Raw genomic sequence first — 17,605 nt, 5'->3', positions numbered from 1 at the left:
CGCCCGCCGGGACGCCGGGAGGCGGCTCGCGTCACAATGGGGGGTGAGGACATGCCGTCCACATCGGTGAGGCGAAGCCCACGATGCCGTACATAGCCGTGACCGCCCTGAGCGACGTCGGTCTGGTCCGCGAGCACAACGAGGACAGCCTCGTCGCCGGCCCCTGGACCCTGTGCGGCACCGTGACGGAGAACCCGCAGACGCTGCTCTTCCCGCTGGGCACCCCGCTCGTCGCCGCGGTCGCCGACGGACTCGGCGGGCAGCCCGCCGGCGAGGTGGCCAGCGCGCTCGTCGTGCGGCAGCTCGCCGCACTCGGCCCCGCGCTGGACGGCGAGGACGCCGTCAACGAGGCGCTGAACATGTGCAACCACATGGTGTACTCGGCCGCCGACGACAACCCCGATCTGCTCACGATGGGCACCACGGTCGCGGGCGTCGTCGTCCTGCACGACTCGGTGACGGTGTTCAACATCGGCGACAGCAAGGTGTACGACGCGGCCGAGGACGGGCTGCGACAGCTGAGCGTGGACGACAGCCCACCGGCGGCACCAGGACGGCGCGTCACCACGGCGGTCACCCAGACCCTCGGCGGCGGCCCCTCCTACACCCCGGTCGCACCCCACGTCACCACCACTTCGCTGTCCCCGGGCGACCGGTGCCTCGTGTGCACCGACGGGCTGACGGACCCGGTACCGGACGAGGAACTCCACGCCCTGCTGCGGGTCCACGACGACGGCAGGGCCGCCTACGAGCTGTGGAAGGCCGCCATCGAGGCAGGCGGACCGGACAACATCACGCTGGCGCTGGTCCGCATCGGCGGATGACGGAGGGCGACCCGTCAGATCGTCGTCGGCCGGAAAACGGGAACGGTGCCCGCGGAGCCGAAGCTCCGGGGCACCGTCCTCGTGCGCGGTGGGGCGAACAACCGGTGCCCCACCGCTCCTTGCACAGGAACTACTCCACGTCGTGGCAGACCGCGTAGGCGGTGATCGAGCCGCCCAGGGCGAGGACCGAGGCGGTCGCCCTCCATCCGGTGGCGGGACCCGTGCCGACGAACACCGGCGCGCTGTCCTCGACGTCGATGGACAGGAGGTCGGTGGTGTCGTAGCCACCGCCGATGGCGATGTCGTTGCCCAGGCACAGCGCGGTCGACGTGACGTCCGTGCCGACGAGAGCGTCAGGGCTCGTGGCCGGGCCGGTCACGACGTAGGTGTCGAGCTCACCCTCGGGGCCCTGCGGTCCGGGAGGGCCCTGCTCGCCACGCTCGCCGCGCTCGCCGCGCTCGCCGCGCTCGCCGCGGCGGTCGTCGTCGAAGCTCATCACCAGAGCGCCCGAACCCGGCAGCTCGGTGGTGGAGGCGGTGGAGGCGGGCAGCGTGTCGGCCACGGCCGCGGTGCTCGGAACGACGCTGAGCAGAGCGGCGACGGTGCCGGCCGAAACCAGCATGGCGGTCTTCGTGCGGGAACTGCGGATTGTACGGCTCACCAGAGAACCTTCCTCGCGGAACTTGGAGTGACCGAACCACCGGCGTGCACGCACTCGGCGGTGCCTTTCGTTCGCCTGCGTGTCACGCCGTGCGTGGCCACGGGCTGCAGTCTTCACTCTTCGCGATCAAAGGATTACGGATTGCCTCGTGTCGCGGACGCAATCACCCGGGCGGCTGCGAAAACCCGTAGTTCCCGTACTCAATTCGGACGTGCGGCCCCACCCCGCCGCCGCGGGCCCGGGGGCGAATTACTTCCGCGTTGCGCGAGTTCCGCCGCCCAGTCCCCGGCGCCCGCCCTCAGCACTCCATCAGGTCCAGTGCGTGCTTGACCGAAAGGGCACAGAGAAAGAGTCGCCGGGAAATCTCGGCGGCAATCAGATCGCGCACCGGACCGGACGGGTGGACCAACACGATGTTCCGGTCGTGGCGCTTCCAGGAGAGAAAGAGCTCCAGCAACTCGTTGTCGCAGTCGGTGATTTCCGCGCAGTCGACGACGAGTCGCGAGTACCCGGACTTCACGGCGACGGTCAGCATCAGCCGCAAGGGGTAGACGCTCTCCCGGTCGAGGACGCCCCGGAGCGCGATGACCAGCGTGCGGTCGATGGTCCGGCAGTAGGAGATCGCCGGTGGGTCGTTTCGCCGCCCGGGAGTGCCGCAGGGGCCAGGGTCGGCGGTATCCGAATGCACCGCGACCGACTCTGCGACGCTCATCCTGTTGTACCCCTTCGCGGTGTGCCGCCCGAATGCCGCTCTACAACTACCGTAAAAGTGCCGGGAACTGCACCCGGGCTACGATCCATACGGGTGAAGGTGGCCGGCTCCATTCGGCCGCGGCGGAGATCATCTTTCCCTATCAACTGGCACCGCCGGGAGGCCGGCCGGGCCCATGCCGTCGCGGCGACGTGTCCATCGGCGCGGGAAATCGTTTTGTCTTCGATGAATTCTTCCAACACGTCGCCGGCTCCCGGGGCTTCCGACCCACTGACCCCTCCGGCTCCCCAGACCGGGGTCCTGGCGTGGGAGCGCCGTCCCGGTTCCGAGCGGTCCGGCGCCCGCCACCGCGGCCCCGGCGAGCTCGCCCAGACACCGCTGTACGTGCAACTGGTGTCCGAGTGGCGGGCGCGCGGGGCGATGCTGCCGGGCGCACGGGATCTGCAGTGGGACCGGCTCGCCTCCCTGCGCGCGTTCGAGGAGGAGACCCAGCGGACCCTTCGCATGCTCCGGCTCGAACGCGATCCGCTGCCGCCGCTGCCCGACGCCGAGACCCGGGTACCCGCCGGGGACGCCGAACAGCCGGGCGTGCCGGGTGCCGTAGCGCACCTCCCGGGGCCCCGCTAGCCGCCCCACCGCCTCGCCGGCGCTCCCCGTCCCGGTGGCTACGACCGTGAATCGTGAAAACTTGAGCCATTGGAGCTCTTCGTGTGAATTCTCGGGCGAGCACGAGTCCCGGACCCGGGCGAAGCGTTTGTGCGTATGTGGAACCGCGTGAGTTGTGGGAAAGAAATACAGTCCTTGCGAATGCCTTCTGCACCAGCGACGACCGGGTGCGGCTGGCCCAGAGCGCACTCGACGAGGCCCAGGCCGATCGCACGAGGATGCTGGCCGCATTCGCGGTGGTCGTCGGCGACGACGGCACCGTCGCCGGCATGATGGGCCTGCCGGAACGCGAGGTCAGGGTTGCCCGCAGGACCGTCGGCCGGGAAGGCGCGCGTACCGTCGCGGCAAATCTACTGACACGAATGTCGGATCAATCCGCCGATATGGGCGGAGAGCCCGTGCAGACGACCGGGGATGCCCCGGCGTCTTTTCCCCGGGCGGAGCAGGCCGGGGTTCCGGTCTCGGCTCCGCCCGTGTCCCCCTACACCACCGCACAGCCGTCCCAGACGACCGGCACCTATTCGGTTCCGGCGGTCGACGAGCAGATCTGGACCGAACCCGTTCAGCCCGTGCAGCCCGTTCCGTCCGCCCAGCCCGCAAGTCCCGTCTGGTCCGCTTCGATGGATTCCGTTCTGGTGTGGAGCTGGCACTCCGGGCTGGATCTCCAGGTCGTCGCGAACGAGCTCGGTCTGGAACTGCGAACGGTTCTCCAGCGCGTACAGACCCTCGCCGCCGAGGGCCAGCTCGTAAAGGCCGACCAGGTCGCTCCGCGGGACTACTCGAGTGGCTCACGGGACAATTCGGTCCCGTCGAGGGAGTACGCCACCGGCTCGAGGGACTACGCGACCGGTTCCAGCTACACGACCGGTTCGAGCTACACGACCGGCTCGAGGGACTACGCGACCGGTTCGAGGGAGTACTCGGGACGGCACCGGAGGCACGAGGAGCCGATGGAGTTCTCCGACACCGGGTCGTTCGGACTGGGCGGGCTGTTCTCCAGCGCTTCCTGGTCCTGAGCGCGTACTGCAGGTCGCGCGTGCTGCCGCCGGCCGGCGGACGGCGCACGATGGAGGCATGGACCGGGACCTCACGGCGGTCAGCGTCCCCGGGCGGGTCGCCCGACCCGGCGAGGGCATCAGCCCGGAGGAGCTGGCCCTCGCCGCCCGCAACCACGGAATGCCGCTGGAGGCACTCCGTTACGGACTGACGCCCCCCGGGCTGCACTACGTCCTCGTCCACTACGACATCCCCGCCGCCGAGGCCGCCGACTGGCGGATCGGGGTCGGCGGGCTGGTGCGGAACCCGCTGCGGCTGGGTCTCGCCGACCTCCGCTCCTACCCCTCCGTCACGCTCCGCGTCACGATGGAGTGCGCCGGGAACGGGCGGGCCCGGCTCAGCCCCCGGCCGGTGAGCCAGCCGTGGCTGGTGGAGGCCGTGGGCACCGCGGAGTGGACCGGTGTCCCGCTGCGCGTGCTGCTGCGGGAGGCCCGAGTGGAGCCCGGCGCGGTCGAGGCCGTGTTCACCGGAGCCGACCACGGGGTGGAACGCGGCGTCGAACAGGACTACCGCCGCAGCCTGCCGCTGCGCGTGGCCATGGGCGACGACGCGGATGTACTGGTCGCGTACGCGATGAACGGCGAGCCGCTGCCTCCGCAGCACGGCCATCCCCTGCGGCTGGTCGTGCCCGGCTGGTACGGCATGGCCCATGTGAAGTGGCTGTGCGACATCAGCCTGACCGACACCCCCTTCACGGGCTTCCAGCAGTCGGTCGCGTACCGCTACCGGCAGTCGGCCGACGACCCCGGCGAGCCGGTCACCCTCATCGCCCCGCGCGCCCTGATGATCCCGCCGGGCTTTCCCGACTTCATGTCCCGGACACGGGTGCTGCGCCCCGGCCGGACCGGGCTGGAGGGCCGCGCCTGGTCCGGCCACGCCCCGGTCGTGCGGGTGGAGATCAGTTCCGACGACGGGCGGACCTGGCACGACGCGGCGCTCGACGCGCCGGAGGGCGGCATTTGGGCCTGGCGCCACTGGCACACGGCCTGGACGGCCACCCCCGGGAGCCATGTGCTCGTCGCGCGGGCCACCGACGCCGACGGCCGCACCCAGCCGCTCGACCAGCCGTGGAACAGGGGCGGCTTCGGGAACAACCTCGTACAGCGGATCCCCGTCGTGTGCCTCCCGGAGGGCACGTGAGGCCGGCCCCGGCCCCGACTTGCGAACCGGTCCCCCATGGGGTTGGTTCGAAGGAGAACCCCTGTTGGGGGTGAGCCACTGTGCTGTTCACCGATCGCGTCGACGCGGGGCAGCGCCTCGCCGGGGCCCTCGGGCATCTGCGGGAGGCGGATCCCGTCGTGCTCGGGCTGCCGAGGGGCGGGGTGCCGGTGGCCTACCAGGTGGCGCGGGCACTGGGCGCGCCGCTGGACGTGATCGTCGTACGCAAGCTGGGCGTGCCGTACCACCGCGAGCTGGGGTTCGGCGCCATCGGCGAGGGCGGCGTCCGCGTCATCAGCGACGACATCGTCCGCCGGGGCCATGTCTCCGAGAAGGACGTCGCCTCGGTGGAACGGGCCGAGGCCGCCGAACTCACCCGGCAGGCAGAGCGGTTCAGGGCCGACCGGCCGCGCATCGGGATCAGGGGCCGGACCGTGATCGTCGTGGACGACGGGATCGCGACCGGAGCCACCGCCGCCGCGGCCTGCGAGGTCGTCCGGGCCCAGGGAGCGGCCAGGGTGGTGCTCGCCGCCCCCGTCGCCCCGCCGGATGCCGTGTCCTGGCTGCGCACCGAGGCGGACGAGGTGGTGTGCCTGTCGACGCCGCGGGCGTTCACGGCGGTCGGGGAGTGGTACCAGGACTTCTCGCAGACCCCGGACGAGGAGGTCGTCGCGCTGCTTGCGCAGTCGGCCGCCGAACCGCCGGAGACCGCCAAGTCCGAGGGCGTCGAGGTGGAGGCGGGCCGGGTGCGGCTCGCGGGCGAACTGACGCTGCCGGACGGCGCCGCCGCGGTGGTGATGTTCGCCCACGGCTCCGGGAGCAGCCGGCACAGCCCGCGCAACCGGGCGGTGGCCACGGCCCTCAACGCGGCCGGCCTCGGCACCCTGCTGTTCGACCTGCTCACCGAGCCGGAGGCCGCCGACCGCAGGAACGTCTTCGACATCGAGGTCCTGGCGGACCGGCTCTCGGGCGCCACCCGGTGGCTGCGCACCCGCACTCCCGTCCCCATCGGCTACTTCGGGGCGTCCACCGGAGCCGCCGCTGCGCTGTGGGCGGCGTCGAGCGCCGGCCCGGAGGTCGGTGCCGTCGTCTCGCGCGGGGGCCGGCCCGACCTGGCCGGATCCCGGCTGCCCGGAGTGCGCGCCCCGACGCTGCTGATCGTCGGGGGCCGTGACACGACGGTCCTCGACCTCAACCGCCAGGCGGAGGCGGCGCTGCGCTGCGAGTGCCGGCTGGCCGTGGTCCCGGGTGCGACACATCTCTTCGAGGAGCCGGGGGCGCTCGACGAGGTCTCCGATCTGGCCCGCGACTGGTTCACGCTGCACCTGACCCCGCAGGAGCCGTAGGCCCTCGTGCGCCCCGGCCCCTCCCGCGGGGACGGCTGCCGTGGCCTCGGCCCAGTGCCCCTGGGGAAGGGCCGCAGTGTCGGCCGGCGGCCGCGCCGCCCGTTCCGCACCCCCGCCCTTCCGCGCCCCCCGTTCCGCGCCCCTGCCCTTCCGCGCCCCCGCCCTTCCGCGCCCCCCGTTCCGCGCCCCGTTCCTCCGTTGCCCGGCTTTTCGCCGTGTCCGCTCAGTGACGCCCGGCGGGGCCGGCCCGACACTCGTACGCCTTCACAGAGTGAATCAAGGTTCACCAGGCGAACGATTCAGGACTCCACATATGCCGCCGACCCCGCCACCTCACACGCTCCGCACGGCCCTCCCCGTTCTCGCGCTTGCCCCCGCCGCTGCTCCGCGGCCCTGCCGCACCCGTCAGCGGGGCAGCGGCAGGCCCGTGTAGTTCTCGGCCAGTTCGGCCGCAGCGTGCGGCGAGGTGGCGATGCGCTCCAGCTGGGAGAGCTGAAGCCTCGTGTCGAACGGCGACTGCGCCGGATCGGTGTGCAGCGTCGCCGTCATGAAGGACGAGAAGTGCTCCGCCCGCCACACCCGCCGCAGACAGGTGTCGGAGTATGCGTCGAGCAGTTCCGCCGAGCCGGTCTCCCGCCACCGTGCGAGGGCGCGGGCCAGCACGATCACGTCGGCGGCGGCCAGATTGAGCCCCTTGGCCCCGGTCGGCGGGACGATGTGCGCCGCGTCGCCCGCGAGGAAGACCCGGCCGTACCGCATCGGCTCGGTGACGTGGCTGCGCATCGGGAGCACCGCCTTGGACGTCACCGGCCCGCGTTCCAGCTTCCAGCCCGGGTCCCTGTCCAGTGCGAGACGGGTGTCGAGCTCGTCCCAGATCCGCTCGGCTGACCAGTCGGCGGGATCGGTGCCGTTCGGCACCTGGAGGTAGAGCCGGCTCACGGTGGGGGAGCGCATGCTGGCGAGGGCGAAGCCGCGGTCGGAGTGGGCGTAGACCAACTCGTCGTACACGGGCGGCGCTTCGGCGAGGACGCCCAGCCAGGAGTACGGATGGGTCCGCTCGTACGTCGTCCGCACGTCCTCCGGGACCGCGTCCCGCGTCACACCGTGGAAACCGTCGCAGCCCACGACGTAGTCGCAGGTCAGGGTCTGCGCACGGCCCTCCTGCACGAATTCGACGACCGGGCTGTCGCTCTGGGCGCCCTCGACGGACGTCACCTCGGCACCGAAGAGGAGCGGGCCGCCGTCGGCGAGCTGAAGGGCGATCAGGTCCTTCACGACCTCCGTCTGGGCGTACACCATGACGCTCCGGCCGCCGGTGAGGGAGGGGAAGTCGAGGCGATGGGACCGTCGGCCGAAGCGGAGTTCGATGCCGTGGTGCGGGATGCCCTCGGCGTCCATGCGCTCGCCGGCCCCCGCCGCCCGCAGCGCTTCCACGGTGGCCTGCTCCAGGATGCCGGCGCGCTGGCGCTGCTCGACGTAGGCGCGGTCGCGCAGCTCCAGGACGACGCTGTCGATGCCCGCGTTGTGCAGCAGCCGCGCCAGCAGCAGCCCCGCGGGGCCGCCGCCGACGATGCCGACGGTGGTGTGCATCATCAGTGCTCCTCTACCCGAAGTGGACCTGAAGTGCGGTGAGTACGGATCGCGGCCGCTCGACTCCCGCGAGATGCGCGGCGTCCGGCACCTCGACGTAACGCGCGCCCCGGATTCCGGCGGCGAGTTCACGGCCGTGGGCGGGCGGTGTCGCCTTGTCCTCGCGGCCCGCGATCACGAGGGTGGGCGCGGCGATCCGGGCGAGGTAGGGCCGCAGGTCGGTGCCCGCCAGGATCTCGCAGCAGACGGCGTAGGTCTCCCGGTCGGCGGAGAGCAGATCGGTGACGAGCTCGTCATGGCCGGTGAAGGCGGGGGTGAACCACCGTGCGGGGGCGGACTCGGCCACCGGCGCGGTGCCCTCGGCGCGCACGAGCCGGGCCCGTTCCCGCCACGGTCCGGGCCCGCCGAAGTGCGCGGAGGTGCACACGAGCGCGAGCCGGGTCACCCGGTCGGGGTGGTGAGCGGCCAGCCAGGTGCCGACGGCGCCGCCGAGGGAGATCCCGGCGTAGGCGAACGACCTGGCGCCGAGCGCGTCGGCGATGCGCAGGACGTGCCGCCCGAGGTCGGCGACCGTCGCTCCGGCGGACAGCACTCCGGGGCCGGCAGGGGACCCGCCGTGTCCGGGGAGGTCCCAGCGGACGACGCGGTGGTCATGGGCGAGCCCGGCGGTCTGCGGCTCCCACACGCGCAACGAGGTGCCGAGGGACGGGCCGAGTACGAGCACGGGCGCGCCGCCGGGCCCGTCGACGCGGTGGTGCAGCAGGGGGGTGGTCATGCCGTCTCCCGTCGTCCGCCGTCGTCCGGGCGGGGCGCGCCGTCGTCCGCCGTCGTCGCCCGGCCGTCGTACGGGAGTGGTTCCCCGTCGGCCGGCCCGGCACCGGCACCGCCGTGCTCGCCGCGGCCGGGGCCGGACGCCCCGGCTCCCCGGCGACGTTCGCCCGTGCCCCGACCCGGTTCGTCGCCGTCGTCCGGGCGGCCCGGTCCACCCTGCTCCGGGTGGGGCGCGCCGCCCGCCGGACCCGACGCACCGCGCTCCGGCCGCCGGACCGCTCCGAGGACCGGGACGGTGCCCCGTGCGAGCCCGCGCGCGAGGGCCCGGTCGACGAGCACGGGGGCCGATCCCAGATGGGCCGACGCGTCGGAGAGGGCGGCGAGCTCGGGCAGGGCGGGCAGGGCGGGGTCCTCGGCGAGGGCCGTGACCAGGTCCGTACCGCGTTCCGCCGCGCGCCGGGCCGCGTCCGTCACCGCCCTTCGCGCGGCGGCCCGGCCCGTCTGCGGCGCCAGCACCTCCACCGCACGCTCCGTCAGGACCAGTCCGCGGGTCGCGGCGAGGTTCCGGCGCATCCGGTCCGTCCGTACCTCCAGGTCCTCGCACAGCGCGGCCGCCGCGGCCGCCGCGCCTCCCACCAGCCGCAGCGCCTCCCGCAGGGGCTGCCACTCGGCGTGCCAGGCGCCGGCCGGGCGTTCGTCCTCGGCTGCGAGCGAGCCGAGGAGAATCGCGGCGATGGCCGGGACCTGGCGGGCCGCGGCGGCGATCAGTGTCGCCCGTACCGGATTGCTCTTGTGCGGCATCGCGGACGAGCCGCCGCCCGTGCCCTCCGCGAGCTCCCCCACTTCCGTGCGGGACAGCACCAGCACATCGGCGGCGAGCTTGCCGAGCGCGCCCGCGCCGAACGCCAGCGCCGCTCCCAGGTCGGCGACGGGGGTGCGCAGGACGTGCCAGGGCAACAGGGGCTCGGCCAGGCCGAGTTCGCCGGCGTACGCGGAGACCGTCGCCGGTCCCGTGCCACCGAACGCGGCCAGCGTGCCCGCCGCCCCGCCGAGCTGGGCCGGGAGCGCGTCCCGTACCCGTGCCAGCCGGACGAGGGCGTCCAGGACGAGCTCCCGCCAGCCGGCCGCCTTGAGGCCGAAGGTGGTGGGCACGGCGTGCTGGGTGAGCGTGCGGCCGGCCATCGGCGTGGACCGGTGGGCGGCGGCGAGCGCGCCGAGGGCCCGCCCGGTCCGCTCCAGGTCCGCCGCCGTCAGGTCGACGGCCCTCGCCGACAGCAGCATCAGCGCGGTGTCGACGATGTCCTGGCTGGTCGCGCCCCGGTGCACGAACTCCGCGTGGGCCGGGTCCCGTTCGGCGACGGCGGCCCTCAGGTCCGCGACGAGGGGGATCACCGGATTGCCGCCCGCCCGGGCCCTCAGGGCGATCGAGCGAGCGTCGAACCGCTCGGCCCGGGCCACGGCCGTGACCGTCCGGCCCGCCGCGGTGTCCTGGACACGGGCCAGTGCCGCCTCGGCGTCCAGCAGCGCCTGGAGGAAGGCCCGGTCGCCGGTCGCGGCCTCGACCGGGCTGCCCGCGCGGACGGGCGAGAACAGCCCCGAGTCCTCCGCGAGGGCCTCCGGGTCACCCGTGGAAGTCAAGGAAGACCGTCTCCTTCTCCCCCTGCAGACGGATGTCGAAGCGGTACGTCCCGTCCCCTTCGGGCCGGGCGATCAGCGTGGACCGCCGCTCCTCCGGCACCGCGGCGAGCAGCCCGCCGGCCGCCGCGGCCGGGCCGATGTAGGCCCGGGTGAACAGATGGTGCATCAACCCCCGGGCGAACACGCAGACCGGCAGGTACGGCCTCGCCGCCGGCGGCGGCGCCGTCCGCACCGACCAGTGCCCGTCCGCGCCGGTCGCCACCCGGCCGAGACCGGTGCCGGGCTGCCAGAACTCCAGGAGCGCGTCGGGCACCGCATCGCCGTTCCCGTCGCGCACGTACCCGTGGACGGAGATCGCGCCCGGGTGCCCGGCCGGGACGAGGTCCCCGCCCCCTTCGTACGGAAGGGCGTGGCCGAAGAAGGGGCCCACGGTCTGGGAGGGCGTGGGAGGGAGGAGCGTCACGAGGTCTCCTCGGGGCCGGGGAGCGTCGCCGCCGGCCCGTCCAGCACGATGTCCCAGCGGTAGCCGAGGGACCACTCGGGGCGAGACAGCGCGTGGTCGTACGCGGCGACGAGCCGGGCCCGGGCCGCGGGGTCGGTGACCGCCTGGAGGATCGGGTCGTACGGGAACAGCGGGTCGCCCGGGAAGTACATCTGCGTCACCAGGCGCTGGGCGAACGCGGTCCCGAACACGGAGAAGTGGATGTGCGCCGGCCGCCAGGCGTTGACGTGGTTGCGCCACGGGTAGGCCCCGGGCCTGATCGTCGTGAACGCGTACCGTCCCTCGTCGTCCGTCCGGCAGCGGCCCACGCCGGTGAAGTTCGGGTCCAGCGGCGCCGGGTGGCGGTCGCGCTCGTGCGCGTAGCGGCCGGCCGCGTTGGCCTGCCAGACCTCCACGAGCTGGCCCCGCACGGGCCGTCCCGCCCGGTCGAGCACCCGTCCGGTGACCGTGATCCGCTCGCCCAGCGGCTCCCCCGGATGCTGCCGCGTAAGGTCCGCGTCGCCCGCCCGGACGTCCCTCGTGCCGAGCACCGGAGCGGTCCGCTCGGCCGCGTCCGGGTCCCCGACGGGGACGGGGGCGCGGTGCGGATGGCGCAGGACGCTGCTGCGGTACGGCGCGAAGTCGCGGCGCGGATGGTGCTCCGGCTTCACCGCGCTTCCGTGCGCCGCCGCGATCTCCGCCGTGATCCGCTCCTGGCTCGGGATCCCCCATCCGGCCACCGGCCCCGTCACCTCTCCAGGACCAGGGCGAGTCCCTGCCCGACGCCGATGCACAGCGTGGCGAGGCCCGTGCCCGAGCCCGCGGCCGCGAGCTGGTGGGCGACGGCTCCGGTGAGCCGTGCCCCCGAGGCGCCGAGCGGGTGGCCGATGGCGATGGCGCCGCCCCGCGGGTTGACGCGGGCCGGATCGAGGTCCGGCCACTGGCGCAGACAGGCCAGCGCCTGCGCGGCGAAAGCCTCGTTGAGCTCCACGGTGTGCAGCTCCCCGAACTCGCGGCCGGCCTTCTTCAGCGCACGCCGGGCCGCCTCGACCGGGCCCGCGCCGAAGTACTGCGGCTCGATGCCGGTGACGGCCGACGCGCCGATGCGGGCGAGCGGCTCCCGGCCGGTTGCGCGCAGCCCGTCCTCGTCCACGAGCAGCAGCGCGGCGGCGCCGTCGTTGAGCGGCGAGGAGTTGCCCGCGGTGACGGTGCCGTCCTTGCGGAAGACGGGCTTCAGTTTGGCCAGGGCCTCGGTGGAGGTGGTGTCGCGGATGCATTCGTCCCGCGCCAGGTCAACTCCGCCGACGGGGACCACCTCGCCGTCGTACAGCCCCTCGGACCAGGCCCGGGCGGCGTTGCGGTGGCTCTCGAGGGCGAACGAGTCCTGCTCGTCGCGGCCGATGCCGTACCGGTCGGCCAGCAGCTCGGCGCCCTCGCCCAGGCCGACCGTCCACTCCTGCGGCATCCGCGGGTTGACCATCCGCCAGCCCAGGGTGGTCGAGTGCAGCTGCTGGTGGGCGGCGGGGAATCCCCGCTCGGGCTTCTGCAGCACCCAGGGCGCGCGGCTCATCGACTCGACGCCGCCCGCGACGGCGATCGACGCGTCGCCGACGGCGATGGCGCGGGCGGCCTGGATGACGGCCTCCATGCCGGAGCCGCACAGCCGGTTGACGGTCGTGCCGGGCACGGTGACGGGCAGTCCGGCGAGCAGCACGGCCATCCGCGCCACGTCCCTGTTGTCCTCGCCGGCGCCGTTGGCGTCGCCGAAGAAGACGTCGTCGATCCGCGCCGGGTCGAGCTCGGGCGTCCGGGCGACGAGGGCGCCCAGCACCCCGGCGGCCAGGTCGTCGGGCCGCACTCCCGCGAGGGCGCCGCCGTACTTGCCGATGGGGGTGCGGACGGCGTCCACGACGTAGACGTCACGGAGGCGGTCGGTCATGACAGCTCAGCTCCAGTCTTCTCTCGTACCTCGTCGGGGGTGACCCCCGGGGCGGTCTCGACGAGGGCGAACCCGGCGGCGGTGATGTCGAGCACCCCGAGATCGGTGATGACCCGGTGCACGCACGCCCGGCCCGTGAGGGGAAGCGTGCACGCGCGGACGAGTTTCGGGGACCCGTCCTTGGCGGTGTGGTCGGTGAGGACGACGACCCTGCGGACGCCGTGGACGAGGTCCATCGCGCCTCCCATTCCCCTGACCATTCTTCCGGGGACGGCCCAGTTGGCGAGGTCGCCCTGCTCGGAGACCTGCATGGCTCCCAGCACTGCGGTGTCGACGTGGCCGCCGCGGACCATGCCGAAGGACAGCGCGGAGTCGAAGAACGCGGCGCCGGGCACCACCGTGACGGTCTCCTTGCCCGCGTTGATCAGATCCGGGTCGACCTCGTCCTCGTACGGGTACGGGCCGACGCCGAGGATGCCGTTCTCCGAGTGCAGGACGACGTCTACGCCGGGCGGGAGGAAGGCCGGCACGCGCGTGGGCAGCCCGATGCCGAGGTTGACGCAACTGCCGTCGGTCAGTTCGGCCGCGGCGCGGGCGGCCATCTCGTCGCGGGTCCAGCTCATCGGCCCGACACCGCCCCCCGCGCGGAAGCCCCTCGTACGGGGGTGCCCCGTACCGAGGTCCTGAGATGCTCGACGCCCTTCGCCGCGGCCTGCTCGGGGGTCAGCGGCACCACCCGCCGGACGAAGACGCCCGGCACGTGGACGGCGTCCGGATCCAGCTCCCCCGGCTCGACGAGCTCCTCCACCTCGGCGATCGTCACCCGGCCCGCCATGGCCGCGAGCGGGTTGAAGTTGCGGGCGGACTTGTTCATGACGAGATTGCCGTGGCGGTCGCCGCGGGCGGCGCGCACCAGGGCGAAGTCCGTGGTGATGCCGTGCTCCAGGACGTGGTCGCGCCCGCCGAAGGCGCGGATCTCCTTGGGCGGGGACGCCACGGCGACACCGGCTCCGCCGGGCGCGTACCGCCGGGGGAGACCGCCCTCGGCGACCTGGGTGCCGACCCCGGCCGGGGTGTAGAAGGCGGGGATGCCGCAGCCGCCGGCGCGCAGCCGCTCGGCGAGGGTGCCCTGGGGCACCAGCTCCACCTCCAGTTCCCCGGCGAGGTACTGCCGGGCGAACTCCTTGTTCTCCCCGATGTAGGAGCAGACGACGCGGTCGATCCGGCCGTCGGCGAGGAGGACGCCGAGACCGCTCCCGTCCACCCCGCAGTTGTTGGAGACGACGCCCAGACCTCGGACTCCGCGGGCGTGCAACGCGCCGATCAGCACGTTCGGCACCCCGCTGAGGCCGAAGCCGCCGACGGCGAGCGACGCGTTGTCGGCGATGTCGTGCACCGCCTCGGCGGCGGACCGCCTGACTTTGTCCATGGAGACTTCCGCTCGATCCGTTCGCCTGATGAACTAGAGTTCATCTACGACTCGCCAAGAGTCTGCGTGCACCCGGCACACGTGTCAACGCCCTGGAGAACCGATGCCAGCCGCTCCCCCCGCAGACGCCGTGGCTCCGCTGATGCGCGGCATCGCCGTGCTGCGCGCACTCGGCGACGCGGGCGGGCGGATGGACCTCAGCGACCTCGTACGGTCCACGGGGCTGGCCAGGTCGACCGCCGACCGCGTCGCGGCGACGCTGGCGCGAATGGGGTACGTACGGCTCCGGGGCCACGAGGTCCGGCTCGCCCCGCGGCTCATGGAGCTGGGCAACGCCTACCTCGCCGCGCTCTCCCTGCCGGGACGGCTCGGCCCGCTCGCCGAACGGCTCGCCGACGAGCTCGACGAGTCGGTCTCGCTCGCGGTCCCCGACCGGGACGGCATCCGCTTCGTCCACCAGACCACCCGGCGCCGCGCCATGTCGCTCACCTTCCGGACCGGCGACCTGCTGCCGTACGAGCGCACGGCCGCGGGCGCGGTGTTCGCCGCCGCGTGGACCGGGGACGCGTGGGCCGCCCGGAGCGGGAACGGCCGGCGGGGAGAGGGCGGCGGCACGGGCGGGGAGTCCCCGGACGAGGAGGCGTTCCGGCGGCGGGCGGCACATTCCCGGGAGGCCGGCTGGGCCGTGGACGACCAGCTCATCGAGCCGGGACTGGTCGCCATCGCCGTGCCCGTGCACGAACCCGGGGGCTCCGTCGTCTGCGCGGTGAGCGTGGTCAGCCACACCAGCAGGCACACCGCGGACTCGCTCGGCCGGGCCGTGCTGCCGGTGCTGCGGGAGACCGTGGCCGCGATGGAGGAGGAGCTGCGGCGGGACCGCCCGGCCACCGGGGAGCACGCGCCGAACGGCCTCGCCCACTGGACCACCGCCTCCAAGCAGGAACTCGGCGCGGGGTTCGTGGAGTCGCTGGCCAGGGGGCTCACCGTGATCACCGCCTTCGGCGAGGGCCGCCCCGAACTGTCCCTCGCCGCGGTCGCCGAGGCCACCGGCCTGGCCCGGGCCACCGCCCGCCGCGCCCTCATCACCCTCGAGCACCTCGGGTACGTCGCCTCCGGGGACCGCGTGTTCCGGCTCACCCCGCTCGTGCTGTCCCTCGGATGCCCCGCACTCTCCGGGACGACGCTGCCCGACATCGCCGTCCCGCACATGGCGGAACTGGTGCGCCGCGTCCACGACTCCGCGTCCCTGGCGGTCCTCGACGGCGACGACATCCGCTACACGGCGCGCGTCGCCACCGAGCGGATCATGAGCGTGAACATCACCATCGGCACCCGTTTCCCCGCGTACGCCGCCTCCATGGGGCGCGTCCTGCTGGCCGGGCTGCCCGCCGGGGAGCGCGAGGTCCGCCTCGCCCGCACCGAGCTGCGCCCGCTGACCTCACACACCGTCACCGACCCGGCGCGGCTGCTCGGTCTCCTCGGGCGCGTCCGCGACGAGGGGTTCGCGCTTGTCGACGAGGAGCTGGAGGAGGGGCTCCGCTCGCTGGCCGTCCCGGTCCGCGACCACACGGGCCGCACCGTCGCCGCGCTGAACGTCGCCATGCACACGGCACGTCGTACGACCGGCGAGTGCCTCGCCGAGGTCCTCCCCCCACTCCGTGCCACGGCCGCCGCGATCGAGTCCGACCTCCACGTCGCGGGCCGCTTCGCCCGCGTGCCCGAGGTCTGAGCCCTGCCGGCCGGGAGCAAACGCCCCGGCGTGCTCAGCCGGTCCAGAAGTCCCACCAACGAGTGAGCACGAGCATTCCGATGATCCCGGTCCACGCGATCGGCGGCAGCCAGCCGAACTCCCGCAGGCCGTCCCGCAGGCCGGCCGGTGCCGGCAGCATCCGGTGCTCGACGGTGTGCCTGGTCACCCGGCAGAACAGGACGATCGTGGCGACCCACGCGAGACAGCACCAGAGGCAGAGAGCCCCGATCCGGTACAGCGACTGGAACTGGAGCCAGGTGCAGAAGGCGACCCCGAAGAGGGCTCCCGCGTTGAGCGCGAGCCAGAACCAGCGCCGGTACCGGGCACCTGCCAGCAGCCCGGCCCCGACCGCGACCACCACGGCGTACGAGACGAGCCCCAGCATCGGGTTGGGGAAGCCGAAGACGGCCGCCTGCTCGCTCTTCATGATGCTGCCGCACGACACGACGGGGTTGAGGCTGCACCCCGGGGTGAAGCCCGGATCCTCCAGCAGCCGGAACTTGTCGAGCGTGATGACCCACGAGGCGAGCAGTCCCGCCGCGCCCGTGACGACGAGCATCAGGGCGAAGCCCCGGCTCGCGCCCACCTCGGCCGCGGGGGCGTCGTCCGGCGCCGTCACGGGGCGCGGGACGCGCGTCTTGGCTCGGGTCCCCATGTCTCTCCGCACTTCCTCTCCGGCCGGATCCGTCCGGCCGATTCCCCGGCCCTCCGTCACCTGGGCCGATGCGCACACGCAGTAATCGCGGCCCCGCTCGACACGACGGATCGTCAGATCCGGACTAACGTCGCGGGTGTCCTCAACCCCCTGTGACAGGAGGCCACCGTGAAGCTGACGCTTCCTCACCCGGCGGCGGCCGCCGCCGTGGGCACCGGAATACGATTCAGGCTCGCCGGGGCAGCCCGGGCGGGCGCGCATCGCGCGCCCTCCCGCCCGGCGAGCGCTATCCGGCAACCCTGACCGGCAAGGTGTGAATCAGGCCCGGCCGGCGGTCGTACCGCCGTCAGCCGGGCCTCTTGCTGCCCGGCGACCGCTCAGCCACGCAGCTGACGGACCGGCAGCAGACAGTGGGCAGCCGTCGACAGCACCGCCTCGTCGCCGACGAACCCCCGCAGCCCTTCCTCCGACACCGGAACCCCGGGCACTGCCTCCGGCCACGGCCGCGTCGCGAAGATGAAGTAGACGTGCCCCCGGTCCCCGACCGCCGCCAGCCACTCCGGCGGCACCGTGCACTGCGCGGTGAGATGAGGCATCGTCAGGACGGCCTGACCGGCCTCCACCAGCAGCGTGACGGGCAGCCCGACGGACTCGGCGGCGTCCACGAACTCGGTCCCGACCGGCAGGCCCACGTCGTCGAGCAGCTGCCTGGCGGCGGCCTCGGCCCCCTCCGGTCCGTCCTCGCCGTCCCCGAGTGCGTAGGCCAGCAGGAAGGGCATGTCGCGCTCGTCGTCGGGGTGCTCGCCGCTCCAGGCGATGACGACGAGGGTGCCCAGTCGGGCCGGGCGGAAGGCGCGTACCGCGCTGGGCGTTGATGTCACGTTCGGGACCATAGCGACTTACCTGAACCCACCGGGCACCCTTGTCAC

Annotated in this window: 17 protein-coding genes and 1 pseudogene; 6 read left to right on the top strand and 12 right to left on the bottom strand. The window is 73.6% G+C overall.

Features of this window, described 5'->3' with window-relative positions:
- The first annotated feature begins 83 nt into the window (after nucleotides 1–83).
- The gene (locus BLT82_RS11225) at nucleotides 84–824 is read left to right on the top strand and encodes a PP2C family protein-serine/threonine phosphatase (RefSeq protein WP_093653769.1); all 741 of its coding nucleotides are present in this window, start codon (nucleotides 84–86) and stop codon (nucleotides 822–824) included.
- 130 nt (nucleotides 825–954) lie between these two features.
- Here the strand turns inward: BLT82_RS11225 and BLT82_RS11220 are convergent, their stop codons facing one another.
- Both BLT82_RS11220 and BLT82_RS11215 read right to left on the bottom strand, forming a co-directional pair.
- Nucleotides 955–1,485 carry a hypothetical protein gene (locus tag BLT82_RS11220; protein WP_143041485.1) on the bottom strand — a complete coding sequence of 177 codons (531 nt, stop codon included), beginning with the start codon at nucleotides 1,483–1,485 and terminating at the stop codon, nucleotides 955–957.
- Nucleotides 1,486–1,783: 298 nt separating this feature from the next.
- Nucleotides 1,784–2,197: an STAS domain-containing protein gene (locus tag BLT82_RS11215; RefSeq protein WP_093653767.1), complete on the bottom strand. Its 414-nt coding sequence runs from the start codon at nucleotides 2,195–2,197 to the stop codon at nucleotides 1,784–1,786.
- Between the two features lie 225 nt (nucleotides 2,198–2,422).
- Here BLT82_RS11215 and BLT82_RS11210 point away from each other — a divergent pair, with 225 nt between their 5' ends.
- The 4 genes from BLT82_RS11210 to BLT82_RS11195 all read left to right on the top strand — a co-directional run bounded on the left by BLT82_RS11210 (nucleotide 2,423) and on the right by BLT82_RS11195 (nucleotide 6,423).
- The gene (locus BLT82_RS11210) at nucleotides 2,423–2,824 is read left to right on the top strand and encodes a hypothetical protein (RefSeq protein WP_244291918.1); all 402 of its coding nucleotides are present in this window, start codon (nucleotides 2,423–2,425) and stop codon (nucleotides 2,822–2,824) included.
- Nucleotides 2,825–3,030: 206 nt separating this feature from the next.
- Complete coding sequence (locus BLT82_RS11205) at nucleotides 3,031–3,879, top strand: hypothetical protein (RefSeq protein ID WP_093653766.1); 849 nt, start codon at nucleotides 3,031–3,033, stop codon at nucleotides 3,877–3,879.
- Between the two features lie 58 nt (nucleotides 3,880–3,937).
- On the top strand, nucleotides 3,938–5,059 hold the full coding sequence (locus tag BLT82_RS11200; protein ID WP_093653765.1) for a sulfite oxidase: 1,122 nt from the start codon (nucleotides 3,938–3,940) through the stop codon (nucleotides 5,057–5,059).
- 80 nt (nucleotides 5,060–5,139) lie between these two features.
- Entirely contained in the window at nucleotides 5,140–6,423 is a 1,284-nt protein-coding gene (locus tag BLT82_RS11195; protein ID WP_093653764.1) for a phosphoribosyltransferase family protein, read from the top strand.
- Nucleotides 6,424–6,828: 405 nt separating this feature from the next.
- Here the strand turns inward: BLT82_RS11195 and BLT82_RS11190 are convergent, their stop codons facing one another.
- The 8 genes and pseudogenes from BLT82_RS11190 to BLT82_RS11155 form a co-directional block, all read right to left on the bottom strand.
- Nucleotides 6,829–8,013 carry a 4-hydroxybenzoate 3-monooxygenase gene (locus BLT82_RS11190; protein WP_093653917.1) on the bottom strand — a complete coding sequence of 395 codons (1,185 nt, stop codon included), beginning with the start codon at nucleotides 8,011–8,013 and terminating at the stop codon, nucleotides 6,829–6,831.
- 13 nt (nucleotides 8,014–8,026) lie between these two features.
- Entirely contained in the window at nucleotides 8,027–8,788 is a 762-nt protein-coding gene (gene pcaD / locus BLT82_RS11185) for a 3-oxoadipate enol-lactonase (protein ID WP_093653763.1), read from the bottom strand.
- 308 nt (nucleotides 8,789–9,096) lie between these two features.
- A pseudogene (pcaB, locus tag BLT82_RS11180) lies at nucleotides 9,097–10,422 on the bottom strand (3-carboxy-cis,cis-muconate cycloisomerase); the annotation flags it as partial.
- Entirely contained in the window at nucleotides 10,406–10,885 is a 480-nt protein-coding gene (locus BLT82_RS11175; RefSeq protein ID WP_093653761.1) for a peptidase associated/transthyretin-like domain-containing protein, read from the bottom strand. The pseudogene pcaB and the gene BLT82_RS11175, both read right to left, overlap by 17 nt.
- Complete coding sequence (gene pcaH / locus BLT82_RS11170) at nucleotides 10,882–11,643, bottom strand: protocatechuate 3,4-dioxygenase subunit beta (protein WP_404203677.1); 762 nt, start codon at nucleotides 11,641–11,643, stop codon at nucleotides 10,882–10,884. The genes BLT82_RS11175 and pcaH overlap by 4 nt, the downstream gene beginning before the upstream one ends.
- An 8-nt stretch (nucleotides 11,644–11,651) precedes the next feature.
- Nucleotides 11,652–12,842: a thiolase family protein gene (locus BLT82_RS11165; protein ID WP_093653759.1), complete on the bottom strand. Its 1,191-nt coding sequence runs from the start codon at nucleotides 12,840–12,842 to the stop codon at nucleotides 11,652–11,654.
- Nucleotides 12,839–13,465 (bottom strand): CoA transferase subunit B, encoded by a 627-nt coding sequence (locus BLT82_RS11160; RefSeq protein ID WP_093653758.1) that lies wholly within the window; start codon nucleotides 13,463–13,465, stop codon nucleotides 12,839–12,841. The genes BLT82_RS11165 and BLT82_RS11160 overlap by 4 nt, the downstream gene beginning before the upstream one ends.
- Nucleotides 13,462–14,271, bottom strand: a complete 810-nt coding sequence (locus BLT82_RS11155; protein ID WP_093653757.1) for a CoA transferase subunit A — start codon at nucleotides 14,269–14,271, stop codon at nucleotides 13,462–13,464. The genes BLT82_RS11160 and BLT82_RS11155 overlap by 4 nt, the downstream gene beginning before the upstream one ends.
- Before the next feature lie 103 nt (nucleotides 14,272–14,374).
- On the opposite strand from BLT82_RS11155, the gene BLT82_RS11150 reads away from it, so the two are divergent.
- Nucleotides 14,375–16,000: an IclR family transcriptional regulator domain-containing protein gene (locus BLT82_RS11150; protein ID WP_093653756.1), complete on the top strand. Its 1,626-nt coding sequence runs from the start codon at nucleotides 14,375–14,377 to the stop codon at nucleotides 15,998–16,000.
- A gap of 34 nt (nucleotides 16,001–16,034) precedes the next feature.
- On the opposite strand, the gene BLT82_RS11145 is transcribed toward BLT82_RS11150, so the two are convergent.
- Together BLT82_RS11145 and BLT82_RS11140 are read right to left on the bottom strand one after the other, a co-directional pair.
- The gene (locus BLT82_RS11145; RefSeq protein ID WP_244291935.1) at nucleotides 16,035–16,580 is read right to left on the bottom strand and encodes a vitamin K epoxide reductase family protein; all 546 of its coding nucleotides are present in this window, start codon (nucleotides 16,578–16,580) and stop codon (nucleotides 16,035–16,037) included.
- 473 nt (nucleotides 16,581–17,053) lie between these two features.
- Nucleotides 17,054–17,557, bottom strand: a complete 504-nt coding sequence (locus BLT82_RS11140) for a DUF5949 family protein (protein WP_244291917.1) — start codon at nucleotides 17,555–17,557, stop codon at nucleotides 17,054–17,056.
- Between the last annotated feature and the right edge of the window lie 48 nt (nucleotides 17,558–17,605).

This window comes from Streptomyces wuyuanensis (genome assembly GCF_900103455.1).
Taxonomy (GTDB): domain Bacteria; phylum Actinomycetota; class Actinomycetes; order Streptomycetales; family Streptomycetaceae; genus Streptomyces; species Streptomyces wuyuanensis.
The sequence above is the reverse complement of the archived record's forward strand: the minus strand, read 5'-3'. Positions and strand labels throughout refer to the sequence as shown.

Bases quoted from the DNA above. Each gene is read 5' to 3' on its own strand.
- BLT82_RS11225 (WP_093653769.1), top strand. From the start codon at position 84: ATGCCGTACATAGCCGTGACCGCCCTGAGCGACGTCGGTCTGGTCCGC.
- BLT82_RS11215 (WP_093653767.1), bottom strand. From the start codon at position 2,197: ATGAGCGTCGCAGAGTCGGTCGCGGTGCATTCGGATACCGCCGACCCT.
- BLT82_RS11210 (WP_244291918.1), top strand. From the start codon at position 2,423: ATGAATTCTTCCAACACGTCGCCGGCTCCCGGGGCTTCCGACCCACTG.
- BLT82_RS11200 (WP_093653765.1), top strand. From the start codon at position 3,938: ATGGACCGGGACCTCACGGCGGTCAGCGTCCCCGGGCGGGTCGCCCGA.
- BLT82_RS11190 (WP_093653917.1), bottom strand. From the start codon at position 8,013: ATGCACACCACCGTCGGCATCGTCGGCGGCGGCCCCGCGGGGCTGCTG.
- pcaD (WP_093653763.1), bottom strand. From the start codon at position 8,788: ATGACCACCCCCCTGCTGCACCACCGCGTCGACGGGCCCGGCGGCGCG.
- BLT82_RS11165 (WP_093653759.1), bottom strand. From the start codon at position 12,842: ATGACCGACCGCCTCCGTGACGTCTACGTCGTGGACGCCGTCCGCACC.
- BLT82_RS11160 (WP_093653758.1), bottom strand. From the start codon at position 13,465: ATGAGCTGGACCCGCGACGAGATGGCCGCCCGCGCCGCGGCCGAACTG.
- BLT82_RS11155 (WP_093653757.1), bottom strand. From the start codon at position 14,271: ATGGACAAAGTCAGGCGGTCCGCCGCCGAGGCGGTGCACGACATCGCC.
- BLT82_RS11150 (WP_093653756.1), top strand. From the start codon at position 14,375: ATGCCAGCCGCTCCCCCCGCAGACGCCGTGGCTCCGCTGATGCGCGGC.
- BLT82_RS11145 (WP_244291935.1), bottom strand. From the start codon at position 16,580: ATGCTCGTCGTCACGGGCGCGGCGGGACTGCTCGCCTCGTGGGTCATC.